This is a genomic window from Brevibacillus brevis NBRC 100599, assembly GCF_000010165.1.
In the GTDB taxonomy this organism is placed as follows: domain Bacteria; phylum Bacillota; class Bacilli; order Brevibacillales; family Brevibacillaceae; genus Brevibacillus; species Brevibacillus brevis_D.
The window spans coordinates 1,950,638-1,963,621 of sequence record NC_012491.1 but is presented as its reverse complement, the minus strand read 5'-3'; the positions used below and the strand labels follow the sequence as shown (position 1 = coordinate 1,963,621).

Annotated in this window: 13 protein-coding genes and 1 pseudogene; 3 read left to right on the top strand and 11 right to left on the bottom strand. The window is 48.2% G+C overall.

Going from position 1 to position 12,984, the window contains the following annotated elements:
* Positions 1-104 precede the first annotated feature (104 nt).
* From queA to BBR47_RS09620, 7 genes are all read right to left on the bottom strand, one after another.
* The gene (gene queA / locus BBR47_RS09650) at positions 105-1,133 is read right to left on the bottom strand and encodes a tRNA preQ1(34) S-adenosylmethionine ribosyltransferase-isomerase QueA (protein WP_012685586.1); all 1,029 of its coding nucleotides are present in this window, start codon (positions 1,131-1,133) and stop codon (positions 105-107) included.
* A gap of 43 nt (positions 1,134-1,176) precedes the next feature.
* Entirely contained in the window at positions 1,177-3,111 is a 1,935-nt protein-coding gene (locus BBR47_RS09645) for a SpoIID/LytB domain-containing protein (protein WP_012685585.1), read from the bottom strand.
* A 163-nt stretch (positions 3,112-3,274) separates the two neighbouring features.
* Entirely contained in the window at positions 3,275-3,493 is a 219-nt protein-coding gene (locus tag BBR47_RS09640; RefSeq protein WP_012685583.1) for a DUF2905 domain-containing protein, read from the bottom strand.
* Positions 3,490-4,488 carry a Holliday junction branch migration DNA helicase RuvB gene (gene ruvB, locus BBR47_RS09635; protein WP_012685582.1) on the bottom strand — a complete coding sequence of 333 codons (999 nt, stop codon included), beginning with the start codon at positions 4,486-4,488 and terminating at the stop codon, positions 3,490-3,492. Before ruvB ends, BBR47_RS09640 begins: the two co-directional genes overlap by 4 nt.
* 4 nt (positions 4,489-4,492) lie before the next feature.
* Positions 4,493-5,110, bottom strand: a complete 618-nt coding sequence (ruvA, locus tag BBR47_RS09630; RefSeq protein ID WP_012685581.1) for a Holliday junction branch migration protein RuvA — start codon at positions 5,108-5,110, stop codon at positions 4,493-4,495.
* Entirely contained in the window at positions 5,107-5,607 is a 501-nt protein-coding gene (gene ruvC, locus BBR47_RS09625) for a crossover junction endodeoxyribonuclease RuvC (RefSeq protein WP_012685580.1), read from the bottom strand. The genes ruvA and ruvC overlap by 4 nt, the downstream gene beginning before the upstream one ends.
* 163 nt (positions 5,608-5,770) lie before the next feature.
* Positions 5,771-5,962 carry a hypothetical protein gene (locus tag BBR47_RS09620; RefSeq protein WP_007724527.1) on the bottom strand — a complete coding sequence of 64 codons (192 nt, stop codon included), beginning with the start codon at positions 5,960-5,962 and terminating at the stop codon, positions 5,771-5,773.
* Between the two features lie 132 nt (positions 5,963-6,094).
* Here BBR47_RS09620 and BBR47_RS09615 point away from each other — a divergent pair, with 132 nt between their 5' ends.
* Complete coding sequence (locus BBR47_RS09615; protein WP_012685579.1) at positions 6,095-7,180, top strand: hypothetical protein; 1,086 nt, start codon at positions 6,095-6,097, stop codon at positions 7,178-7,180.
* 85 nt (positions 7,181-7,265) lie between these two features.
* Here BBR47_RS09615 and BBR47_RS09610 read toward each other — a convergent pair whose 3' ends face one another.
* A complete protein-coding gene (locus BBR47_RS09610; RefSeq protein WP_041749339.1) occupies positions 7,266-7,838 on the bottom strand; it encodes a BofC C-terminal domain-containing protein in 573 nt (190 codons plus the stop codon).
* A gap of 215 nt (positions 7,839-8,053) precedes the next feature.
* Here BBR47_RS09610 and BBR47_RS09605 point away from each other — a divergent pair, with 215 nt between their 5' ends.
* Positions 8,054-10,042 carry a bifunctional 2',3'-cyclic-nucleotide 2'-phosphodiesterase/3'-nucleotidase gene (locus BBR47_RS09605; RefSeq protein ID WP_012685577.1) on the top strand — a complete coding sequence of 663 codons (1,989 nt, stop codon included), beginning with the start codon at positions 8,054-8,056 and terminating at the stop codon, positions 10,040-10,042.
* A 55-nt stretch (positions 10,043-10,097) separates the two neighbouring features.
* On the opposite strand, the gene BBR47_RS09600 is transcribed toward BBR47_RS09605, so the two are convergent.
* Both BBR47_RS09600 and BBR47_RS31540 read right to left on the bottom strand, forming a co-directional pair.
* Positions 10,098-11,126: a phosphotransferase gene (locus BBR47_RS09600; protein WP_012685576.1), complete on the bottom strand. Its 1,029-nt coding sequence runs from the start codon at positions 11,124-11,126 to the stop codon at positions 10,098-10,100.
* A 183-nt stretch (positions 11,127-11,309) separates the two neighbouring features.
* The gene (locus BBR47_RS31540; RefSeq protein ID WP_050763825.1) at positions 11,310-12,074 is read right to left on the bottom strand and encodes a hypothetical protein; all 765 of its coding nucleotides are present in this window, start codon (positions 12,072-12,074) and stop codon (positions 11,310-11,312) included.
* A 147-nt stretch (positions 12,075-12,221) separates the two neighbouring features.
* Between BBR47_RS31540 and BBR47_RS31535 the strand changes: the two genes are divergently transcribed.
* Positions 12,222-12,689 (top strand): hypothetical protein, encoded by a 468-nt coding sequence (locus tag BBR47_RS31535; protein ID WP_041749338.1) that lies wholly within the window; start codon positions 12,222-12,224, stop codon positions 12,687-12,689.
* A 125-nt stretch (positions 12,690-12,814) separates the two neighbouring features.
* On the opposite strand, the pseudogene BBR47_RS31530 reads toward BBR47_RS31535, so the two are convergent.
* Positions 12,815-12,868, bottom strand: a pseudogene (locus tag BBR47_RS31530) (LysM peptidoglycan-binding domain-containing protein); the annotation flags it as partial.
* Between the last annotated feature and the right edge of the window lie 116 nt (positions 12,869-12,984).

Below are 12,984 nucleotides of genomic sequence, written 5' to 3'. Positions count from 1 at the left end.
TCAAGCTATGTATGTAAGTCTTACCTATTATAGAAAAACTTCCGGGTGAAGTAAACCCACCTGACTAATAAGTATACACTTATACAGGTGGGTTGTTCACATTTTTATAAAATTAGCATCGCATCGCCAAAACTGAAGAAGCGATACTCCTCTTCCACAGCCCTTTTGTAGGCACGCATCACATTCTCTTTTCCAGCCAATGCACTCACAAGCATGACGAGCGTAGACTTTGGCAAGTGGAAGTTTGTCAGTAGCCCGTCCAGGATGGAAAACGTGTAGCCCGGATAAATGAAAATATCCGTCCAACCAGAGGTTGCCACCAGCTTTCCTCCATTCGCGCGCCCTACTGTCTCCAATGTTCGGCAGGATGTCGTCCCGACAGCGATTACTCTTCTACCTTCTGCTTTTGCCTGGTTCACCAGCTCTACTGTTTCTTCGGGAATCTCATAGTACTCCGCGTGCATGACATGCTCTTCCACGGAATCCGCTGATACAGGGCGAAAAGTCCCAAGTCCAACATGCAGTGTCACATAAGCCAGCTGTACCCCTTTGGCAGCGATTTGCTCCAAGTATGGCTTTGTGAAATGAAGCCCGGCTGTCGGAGCTGCCGCTGAACCGCGCTCCTTCGCATAGACTGTCTGGTAACGCTCGCTGTCCTCCAGCTGCGCGTGAATATACGGAGGTAAAGGCATCGAGCCTAATTGGTCGAGAATCTCATAAAAGATTCCCTCGTACAAAAAGCGCACGATTCGTCCACCTGTCTCTGTCACGTCTTCACAAACACAACGCAAAAGGCCGTTACCAAAAACCACTTCTGTCCCCGGCTTCATCCGCTTCCCGGGCTTCACCAGCGTCTCCCAACGATCCTCACCAAGTGATTTCAACAAAAGGATTTCTATTTTCGCACCAGTGTCAGTCTTTTCCCCTATCAATCTGGCAGGTAAAACGCGGCTGTCATTCATGACGAGTACGTCCCCTGCTTGGAGGTGATCGATTAAATGGGTAAATTGCTGATGAACGATATTGCCTGTTTGTTTCTCTAACACGAGCAATCTCGATGAAGTTCGGTCTTCTAGCGGGTGCTGGGCGATCAAATGCTCCGGCAAATCAAAATCAAATTGTTGCACGTCCACGAAATCGTTACTCCTTTTTGCGGTAGATCTTGTGGCAAACGACTTACTTTTCGATTGTCACATCCTGGTAGTAGTGTTGCAAGATATCTTTGTAGTCATACCCTTCCTCTGCCATCGCACGTGCTCCGTATTGCGAAACACCAAGTCCGTGCCCAAAGCCAGTACCACGGAAGATGAATTGCGAACCATTGATCTTTTCTACTTCAAACTTCGTGCTGCGAAGAGGGGAGCCACCTTGTTGAAAAACAGAACGGAAAGCATCCGGTGAAGAAACGACGATTGGCTTCCCGTTTGCTTCCATCGCGATCACACGTCCAGATGGACCGCGCTCTGTCACTTTCAGGCTCGTTACGTTTCCTGAAATGCGTGGAGCTTTGTTCTTGTCATGCGCCGCATTGATCATGGCTGCGATCTCTGTAGCGGTAAACGGACCACGCGTCCACGAATACGCATTTTCTTCTTTTACTTCTGAGAGGATCGTTACCTCTGCACCAGTAGGGAGTACGGACAACACCCGATTCGTCGTTGTACTTGGACCCGAGCGCAAATTGGTATTCTCGGTCGAAATGACCGCCATTCTTTGTCCGGCTGAATTGCTCTGGCCTGTTTCGGTTACCAGATCATTTCGTACATAGCCGCTCGTACCATCCGCTAAAGCCACACGATACCATACGCTTGCATTATCCATTGGATAGGTGTCTTTACTCTCGACAGATCGCAAATAAGGAACGGGATTGCCCCATACTTCTGTGCCATCCGCTGTCATACCGCCTGCGTTGGAATAGAAGAGCGACTCGGCTGGTTTGCCTTGGTAGTAAATGACTTCGCCTTCCGTCTCGTCGACGGCCTCACGCACATCATCAGACTCTTTTGTATAGCCATAATACGCTTGTTCGAAAACCGTATCGGACACATTGGCAACACCATACTTATTGCCTTGCCACACAGCACGAGTTCTCGACAGGACTGCCTGCGTTTTCAATGCTTCTATTGGCCAGCCTGGAGCCATTTCAGAGCCAACGACGCCATACAGATACTCTTCCATCGGAAGCTCATTTACTAGCGTCAAGTGACCATTGTATTCCGACAGCTCCATCTCACCCCGATATGTGCGCTGCTCTCGTTCCACAACGCCAATCACCGCTTCATCGTCTGCTTTATTCGCTTCAACGGTCAGCTTAACTTGAGGGGAGAATACATACTTCCAAATCACTTCATCCGATGATCCGTATACATCCTGCTTCAATATAACATATGAATGGCTGTCTGGCTCCTGATAGGAGAAAGAAGGGAATGCAGCGTTTGCTCTTCGTTTCAATTCTTTCAAAGCATCAGGACTAACCTCATCACCGATCCAAACCGCATACTTTACTTTATCCCCCTCTGATACCATCACGGGATAAGCAGGAATACCCGCTGCTTCAAAGGACGCTTGCCATTCTTGCGCTTCCTTTAAGCTTTTGAATTTACCCGCTTCGAGTCGATGCGGGCCTTTTACCAGCGGATTCTGCCCGATTGCTTGGGCAACTGTTTTTGCCTGATTCGCAGCAGCCTGATACGTGTCGTACGTTCCGCTTACAACCTGATAGACGGTCTGACCGTTACGTTTTGCCACCTGGATCGAACCCTCGTATTTTCGTTGGCTCAATTGCTGTGCAATCTGCTGTGCGCGATTCCAGTCACCTGTTTCGGCAACGATCAGATGATATTCATCAACTCGGTAACGAGCTGCATCTCCCTTTAATTCGGGTAAATCTGTCTTGCCTTCGGGTCCATTGAGCACGACCTCCATTCCATTTGCAGCAGTTAGCGTAACGGAAGGAACTACTCCTCGATATCCTTGTCCTGTATCCACAAATAGCGCAACCCTAATATTGTCGCCGGCTGCCTGCGCTGGTTCATGTCCTCCTACGAGAACTACTGATAGCAGGCCCACCGAAAGGACTTTCCCCATCCATTTCTTTCTCATGTCGTCCATTGTCCTTTCTTCACCTGATTTTCAACAAAAATTGGCATGTCTTCCCACTTGTTTTTTCGACAATCGTCGGCTGATCTCCTGCCTTTTTCGTAAAATGGGACCAAACGCCCGCACACACAAAAAAACCACCGGAACGATGAGCTCCGATGGCCTACACACTTGCTTATTTAAACAACCGAAATAGATACATGCCAAGAGACAGGACGATGCTAATCACAATACAAGTCACAATCGGAAAGTAGAATTTGACGTTTTCCTTTTCTACCACGATATCTCCCGGCAAACGTCCCAGCGGCAAAAATCTGCCTCCTACCTGCCACAACAGACCGATTACGATTAAAGCAGCACCACCAATAATAAGTAGCTTGGCTACAGGATTCACGATTTCATCTCCCGACCAAAGTGTTGGTACGCACTTGGGGTGAGTACACGCCCCCGTGGCGTCCGCTGCATAAAGCCAATCTGCATGAGGTACGGCTCGCAAACATCTTCCACCGTCTGTGACTCTTCTCCGATTGTTGCTGCGATCGTATCCAGTCCAACCGGCCCACCGTCAAAACGATCAATAATCGCTAGCAACAGTTTGTGGTCAATATGATCGAGACCGCAGGCATCTACTTGCAATCTTTCCAGCGCTTCTTTGGCAATCTCTGTCGTAATGACGCCTTCGCCTTTTACTTGGGCAAAATCGCGAACCCGCTTCAGCAAACGGTTTGCCACCCGGGGTGTTCCCCGTGAACGTCTGGCAATCTCCTCTGCCCCGCCTTCTCGAATGACGACCTGCAGGATGTCGGCTGCCCGTGAAACGATAAAGGTCAGTTCCGGAACAGTATAGAATTCCAAGCGATTGACAACCCCAAAGCGATCTCGAAGCGGCGCGGAGAGCATTCCAGCCCGCGTCGTAGCCCCGACTAGTGTAAATGGCGGTAAATCCAAACGAACACTGCGAGCGCTTGGCCCTTTACCGATAATGATGTCCAGCGCAAAATCCTCCATCGCCGGATACAGAACTTCCTCGACGCTTCGGTTCAGTCTGTGAATCTCGTCAATAAACAGGACATCGCCTTCTTGCAAATTCGTCAAAATCGCTGCCAAATCACCGGGGCGTTCAATTGCTGGACCAGAAGTCGTGCGGATATTCACACCCAGCTCATTTGCAATAATTTGCGACAGAGTCGTCTTCCCCAGACCAGGAGGACCGTACAGCAGTACGTGGTCCAACGACTCTTTCCGCATTTTGGCCGCTTCAATAAAAATTTTCAGGTTTTCCTTCACATGCTGCTGACCGATGTATTCGTTTAAATAACGAGGACGGAGGCTCAGCTCCGCCGCATCTTCTTCCCAATTCATATGCGTCGTGATGATCCGAGAATCCAAAATCCTACCCCCTCATGAGCAACGCAAGCCCTTGTTTGATGAGCTTTTCTACACCATCGCCCTCTTTTGATTTCTCAGACAGCGTGTTTCTGATTTTTTGCAGTTCACCATCAGAGTAACCCAGTGCAGTCAATGCATCGAGCGCTTCGTTCAGTGCAGACACAGCTTGCTCGCCTGCTGTCAAATCACCCGCTGCAACAGTCAAAATCGCAGATGGTGTGTACCCTACCAATTTATCCTTCAAATCGAGGATAATGCGTTGGGCCGTCTTTTTCCCAATCCCCGGAAATTTCGTCAAATAGGTAACATTCTCCTGTTGAACCGCCATCACTAGCTGCTCAGGCGTTGCAGCGGCCAGAATAGCCAATCCGCCCTTTGGACCAATTCCGCTAACATCGAGCAGCTTGCGGAACAAATCGCGTTCGTCACGGGTAGCGAAGCCGTACAGCAGGATGGCATCTTCCCGCACGTGGTGGTGGGTAAACAATTTGGTTTTGTTGCCTTCATACCGAACGAATTGGTACGGGTTTGGGCAAAACAGTCGATAACCAATTCCACCCGTTTCGATAACTATGTATTCCGAATCGAGATAACTAAGTGTACCTTCTACAAAATCAATCATTTCTTGACCCCTTCCGAAATGGAAATGAACGCTCGAAACTGTGCGTGCGTAATCGCAATGCCCAATGCGTCCGCCACGTCGTCAGGCTTTGGTACTTCTTTTAACCGCAATAGGAGCTTCGTCATTTCCTGTATTTGCTTCTTCTCTGCTCCCCCGTATCCAGTCACAGCTTGCTTGACCTGCATCGGGGTATATTCATAGACCGGCACACCAGCCAGCTCTGCTGCAAGGATAATAACCCCTCGCGCTTGACCAACTGTAAAGGCCGTCGTCACGTTTTTATTAAAGAAAAGCTTTTCGACGGACATTTCATCGGGACGATAGGTTTCCAGAAGGCTCTGCATTGCCTCAAAAATCTGTTTCAATCTAAGCGGTACTGGCAATCCAGCTTCTGTTTGAATGCTTCCATATTGGACGGGACGCAATTGGCTGCCCTCTTTATCCACAACCCCGAAGCCAACAATCGCAATGCCAGGGTCAATTCCTAAAATGCGCATAGTCCACTCTCCGTGAGCAAAGATTCTACTCTCTACTGTAACACAAAGCACCCAAAAAGCGAACGTGTATTTCCATTTCATATCCAAGTTCAAAAAGTCGACTTTTGAACAGAAATATAAAAAAACCCGCTCCCAATAAAAGGAACGGGTTATACGGCGTCTGTTAGTGTTTGTTCATTCCGAATGAATCCGACACATCATGCTGCATGTGGGCATAGTCGTCTACGCCACTTTGCATGTGCTCTTTGATCTTATTGATCTGTTGGTAATTGAGCTTGTTGTGCCCCTGGTTCAACTGAACGTACAAACGCTGATGGAACTGGTCTTTGTAGCTACCTCTAGGCATGGTAGACATGGTCTAAAGACTCCTCCTTCGATCACCGTATGAAATCAGTATGGCGTAAGCGCAATGGTGTTATGATACCAAGATTTACGCCACATATGTCAGACATCTTATTGAAACGATAAGCTGTGGAGGTGTTGGTTGTTGCGCAGCAAAGTCCTTATTTTTTGTATCTATTTTCTCGCAATCGCACTGTCCATGCCATACTATGCGCTTGCCAAGATCAAGAATGACATCATGGTCACCGTATCGGTGTCACCCGATTCCTCCTTCCAAACGACCATGTCCTTCCCTGATCAAAAGCAATTTACGAAGCGGATATTGGGCTCTGCTATCGAAGTTGCCTCCTATAACCCACACTGGGTACGCGCTACATTGACCGTAAAAAAACGAATGTATGTATATGATCACGATGGTCAGCTTTATGAAAAAGAAATGCCACGTCGCTATGTGTTGGCAAATGATGTTCGCCAGCAGATCGAAGAAATGGTCAAGTCCGTAGAGGCAGTCCATTTTGCACAAGCCATTCCTTGGGAACAGGTGAAAAAAACGTTAAAACGGATGGAGTTCGGTACGGTAATTGATTTAGAGACAGGACAACGTTTTGATGTCCAGCGCAGAGCAGGTAGTCGCCATGCCGATGTTCAACCGTTGACGCGCAAGGATACACAGATCATGAAGAACATTTATCAGGGAAAATGGTCGTGGAAGCGCAGAGCCATTCTGGTAGAGGTAGACGGTACTTATTTTGCAGCGTCTATGCACGGAATGCCTCATGGTGCTGGTGCGATTAAGGGAAATGAATTCCCGGGGCATTTTTGCATCCACTTTTTTGGCAGCTCCACCCATCGACGCTCAGAGCCCGATCCCAGTCACAGCATGATGATTCTCAAAGCCTCCGGAGCACTTGCAACTACACTAAAAGGGGCGTCACCTGAAGAATTGGTCGGCTATTTCCTCACCGCTCTGCATGAGCACGACACCCATTCGATGCGAATGACAACAGACGGTTTCACACTTCCAGAAGAACTGTCCGCGATCGAATCTGTGCGAACGTCAGAAATCGTCATCCCTTCAGACGAACGTGGTCCCCTCTTGATAGAGGTTCCTGTTCGGCTCGCGTACATCGCAGAGGAAGGCGGGAATTTTCGACGAACATGGAAGTTTCTTTTGCGCCGTGAAGTCCCGGGGGAACGCTGGCGAATCATTGCGGTTGAACTAAATCCGTAGCCATGGAAACAAAAATCCCTTTCCAGTCCATACGCGCTTGTTACACGAAAGGCTCGAAAGGGATTTCTTTTCGGTTTACCCGTATTCATTGTCCGCTCCATTGGTATTCGCCATAGGTAGACAATACACTGTTATACTCTGCCAAGTTCCGAATGCGAATCCCCCGTTTCAGATTCTCCCATTCCTCTTTTGGCAGACTCGCTTCCATTTTTGCCGTATCGATTCGATAAAAGGTTTGCACGACATCTTGTTCAGCGGGCAGACCATGAAACAGGGCAAGCATGCCGTCCGCAGCTATTCCGATATGTCCATTCTCCTTGCACGCTGGCGCTATATCCTGCTCGCGTTTCATTAAGAGCATCTTGACGGGCTCGGCTTGTACAATTTCCCATCCATTATAGTTGCCCATGGCGTCTGCCAGTTGATTCGGACGAACCGATACATGATCTTCATCTCGCACCCCACACAAATAATGGCGGGTTAAAACCAGTTCGTACGAATTACCTGCAACTACATCTGCTATACCAGTATGGTTCAGTAAGCGCGTAAGACCTGAATCGTTTCCATCTTTACCCAGAAATACGATGCCGGCTACGACGCCTGTAACGAAAGCTACACCCCACGTCGCGTAAACCATCCATTTTTTCTTCTCAGTCAAATAGAACCCCTTCTTTTATAGACTTTTCTTCCTATCATTGCCACAAAGAAACAGGGGCATACGCGACTAAAGTGGGATTGACGTTATATTTTTTTACTTTTGTCAATACAAAAAATTAATATACTATTTCATCTAGCTATCTATCCAGCCTTCAAATCTAATGATAAACTATTTTTGCTTGGCATTATTGTAAACTTATGGAGGTCATTTCAAACATGAAAAAAACGAACAAAAAAATGCTGACTGCTTTTCTCCTCAGCACTTCTTTGGTTGTTGGCGCACTCTCTTTTCCTCTTACTCCTGTAAGCGCGCAAACAGGTTCTGTCCTCAAGCTCCGCCTTTTGGAAACGACAGATATCCACACCAACATCGTGAACTATGACTACTATCAAGACAAAAACACAGACGAGTTTGGCCTCGCAAAAACAGCGACATTGGTCAAAAAAGCAAGAGAAGAAGCGAAAAACAGCATCCTGATCGACAACGGTGACTTGTTGCAAGGAAACCCATTGGGCGACTACGTGGCAAAAATTGACCCGTTGAAAGCCGGAGATACTCACCCTGCTTACAAAGCAATGAACCTGATGGACTATGATGTTGCCAATATCGGTAACCACGAGTTCAACTTTGGTTTGGACTTCTTGGGCACCAGCTTGAAAGGTGCGAAATTCCCTTATATTAACGCCAACGTCTATGTAGACGACAAGGACAAAAACCCTAACAATGACAAAAACATGTTCACTCCTTACGAAATCCTGGAGCGTACTTTTAAAGATGAGAACGGCAAAGATGTAAAACTCAAAGTAGGCGTAATCGGTTTTGTTCCTCCACAAATTATGCAGTGGGACAAGGCCAACCTGGAAGGAAAAGTAATCGCGAAGGACATCGTGGAAACTGCCAACAAATTCGTACCTGAAATGAAGAAAAAAGGTGCGGACATCATCATCGCAGTTCCTCACTCCGGAATTGGTCCTATCGAGGGTGGTCCTCAATTGGAGAACGCTAGCTACCAGCTGAGCAAAGTAGATGGTATCGACGCGATCTTGTTCGGACACTCCCACTCCGTATTCCCTGGTCCTGGATTCGATAAAATTCCAGGCATTGATGCAGAAAAAGGAACGCTCAACGGTAAACCAGCCGTTATGCCTGGCTTCTGGGGTAACCACCTCGGCGTGATCGACCTGACGCTGAAACAAGAAAACGGAAAATGGAAAGTAGCTGAGTCCGCTACAAAAGTTGTTCCGATTTATGACAAAGCAAACAAAGCATCCTTGGCTGATGCAGACAAAGCTATCGTAGAAGCAGTAAAAGAAGATCACGATAAAACAGTTGACTGGGTTCGCTCCGCTGTAGGGAAAACATCTTCCCCGATCTTCAGCTACTTTGCACTCGTGCAAGATGACCCATCTATCCAGATCGTAACCAATGCACAAAAATGGTTCGTTGAGAAAAACGTGAAGGGTACAGAATACGACGGCATTCCAGTTCTGTCTGCTGGTGCACCATTTAAAGCGGGCGGCCGTAACGGAGTGAGCTACTACTCCAATATCCCAGCTGGTACAATCGCCATCAAAAACGTATCTGACCTGTACATCTACCCGAACACATTAAAAGCGGTTCTGGTCGATGGTGCTACGGTGAAAGAATGGTTAGAGCGCTCCGCTGGACAGTTCAACCAAATCGATGCGAAGAAAACAGATGAGCAACCACTCATCAACGAGTCTTTCCCAACGTACAACTATGATGTAATCGACGGTGTTACTTATCAAATCGATGTTACGCAACCATCCAAATACGCTGTAGATGGAAAAGTAGCAAACAAAGATGCAAACCGCATCAAAAACCTGTCTTATAACGGCAAACCAGTAAAACCTGAAGACAAGTTCATCGTCGTAACCAACAACTACCGTGCAAGCGGCGGCGGTGCGTTCCCAGGCCTGGATGGCAAAAACATCGTAATCGATTCTCCAGATGAAAACCGTCAAATCGTAATCGACTACATCCTGAACCAAAAAAATATCGATCCAGCAGCAGACAACAACTGGTCTTTTGCTCCAGTGGATGCGAAGCTGAACGTTACCTTCACTTCTTCTCCTGACGCGAAACCATTCGCTGAAAAAATGTCCCATATCAAGTTCATCAACGTATTGGAATCTGGGTTTGCGAAATTCTCTATTGATCTGTCCAAGCCTGCTTCCAAGTAAGCTTGCCAACAACACAAACATCCCTCTTGAAAGAGGGATGTTTTATTTTATCCGACTATCCAACAAAGTGGTAATGCCCCCACGGAGAGCGCTGGAAGATTCGTTCTCCGTCGTTTAAAAAGCGTTGGCGATTTGCCATCACTTTGCCTTCCATTTGGATCAGCTGCATGACGCCCTTCATGTGGTAGCCTGGGCGCTGACTATACAAGCCCGTTACCTCCCGCAAGAAATTATCCGGATAGCGAAGCAATTGATGAACAGCCCAAATCTGCGTATCAGACAAATAGTTGACGTTACTATAGGCTTCCATCGCTTCTACAAAGGAATCCATTCGGTACTCTTGCATCAATAGCATCCGCGACATCAATTGTACAAGGTCAACAAGCTGAAGATCATGCCCTACGGTATCAAGGTCGATCAAATAGCAATTGCCTCGCTCCGTAAGCAAAAAGTTATGACTCGCCACGTCTCTGTGAGCGAGTGTCCCCCTCTCCATGGCTAAAAACATTTCTGGCGTCAAAGGCAGCTTGTAGGCAGATTGCAGCAGCTCCTTGCCATCCCGAAGGACATGATCTGCCTGTTGGGAAATGAGTTGCTCCAGTTTTGTCTGTGGTCCCTTCTGTTCAAGCGACCACATCAATCGCTCAAAGTATTCCAAGCGGCTCTCCCATTTATCTAAAAGGGCAGGTTTTCCTTCATACGCATAGGAATGAGCAATAGGAAAACCCTGAGCTGCAACATGAAAGCGCGCCAATGTCTCTGCTGTTTTTTTCACATCGAAAAGAGAACCGTTATCTGCTTCATGCCCATCAATCATTTTCATGATGGTGTAATGGCGGTCTTCAAATGTAAAAATTTTTGCCCCTTCCTGACTCTCCACATACTGCACCGTATGATGAAAGCCCTTTTGGTATAGGGCATCTGCTAACTCTGTCACCCACACAGCTTTTTCGACCTGCTTATATCCTTTGAGTATCCAATGGCCCCGGTCTGTTTTTAACAGGTTGACGTTTCGCTTCGGCTTTACCCCGTAGATTTGACAGCGAAAAGCCTTTTCAATGGTGGATAAGATTCCTTTGTTCATCCCATACCCTCTCAGTAAGAAGAGGATTCTTCATGCCCATCTCCCCAGTTCGGCCAAACCCCTTGTTCAGGCATGGAAGCCATACACGGGGAAGGCGGGAACATCATGTTATTGTGAATCCCCTGTGGAGAACGATTGTACTTGCCTTTTCGGCCTCTGTACTCCATGACTTCAGAAGAACACTCACATGATGATGACTCCACTGGTTCCGGGCACACAGGCTTCTTCGCTCGTGGCCGCTTTAATGGCATGGGTGGAAATGGTGGTGGGCATGGATAAGGAAACGGCATCGGTCTGATCGGTGGTGGGACCATTGGAAATGGTTGAATAGGTCGAATTTGTTCGGGACTCACAATCGGTCGGCGACTTGGATAAAATGGGCCATTCCACGGGTTCACGAACGGTGGGCAGGGAGGAAATGGCGGGCATGGTGGTGGGAATGGTGGCATGAATGGCGGTCGGAATGGCGGGAATGGGCGCACCTGTGGCATCGGCCTGCGCTCTTGCTCTGGACTTACCCTCGTTGTTGGTTTCTGCTTCTGTTGCGGGCTCACTTTTGAAGGTGGCTTGAGCTGCTGTTGCGGGCTCACCTTTGAAGTCGGCTTCTGCGGCCGCAACGGACTTACTCGTGGTGGGTAGGTAGGCTGCATCGGTTGCAATGGACTTACCTGCGGTGGGAAATTTGGCTGCATCGGTTGCAATGGGCTTACCCGCGGTGGGAAGTTTGGCTGCATCGGTTGCAATGGGCTTACCCGTGGCGGTGGATAGTTTGGCTGCATCGGTTGCAAGGGGCTTACCCGTGGCGGTGGATAGTTTGGCTGCATCGGTTGCAAGGGGCTTACCCGTGGCGGTGGATAGTTTGGCTGCATCGGTTGCAATGGGCTTACCCGTGGCGGTAGGTAGTTTGGCTGCATCGGTTGCAATGGGCTTACCTGTGGCTGCGTGCAAGGTGGGCATACATTTGCTGGCGGTCGTATTGGCTGTAAGGGCAAGACCTGAGTCGGTGGTCTATATGGAATGTAGGGAACATTTTGATTCGGTGGAATCGCTGGTGGATAAATATACGGACTCACTCCGGTTGGAGGTGGAGTCGGTATGAGTGGACGTATAGGAACAGGCGGAACCGGAGGCAGCACATTTGGATTACCTGAAATGTTCGGTGGTTTATACGGTGTTGGTTTTTCGATCGGTTTTTCGATCGGTTTTTCGATCGGTTTTTCACTTGGCTTCTCGATTGGTTTTTCGATCGGCTCCGTTGGTGGTGGAGGTGGTAGTGTTGGTGGTAATGTTGGTGGTAATGTTGGTGGTAATGTTGGTGGTTCCGTTGGCCTGACTATCTCTGGTGAAACAGAAGGGACTGGTGGTCTTGGCATTTCTTTGGGAGGTCTAGGCATCTCCTTGGGTGGCCTCGTAGGAATGGGAGCCGGTGGTAGAGTAGGTCTGATCTCCTCTCTGGATTCGATTTCCACTTCTCCTGATTCTTCCGGCTCAATGGGCCGCCTTTCAATTTGTTGCGGAACCTCCATCTCTTCCTCTTCCGTAATCGGTCTTTCTTTCACATAAGGGGCCGCCTCACTCATTGGATGCGGGGGCGTCGTTCTTTGTGGTGGTCGGACAGGAACTTGTTTCGCCGGAATCTTGATTCTCGCTCCAGGATAAATTGTATCGGGAGTTTTTAATTGACTATTAAGGCGTAACAGTTCTTTGTAATCGACGCCGTATCTTTTGGCGATCTTCCACATCGTATCGCCTTTTTGGACGATGTGTATTCTCAATGTTTTTCTCCTCCCTTGCACCAAACTCCCTAACATCGTATGCAGTCATGGGCGTTTTGCTCCTTGACGTCATTCCTTTGTTG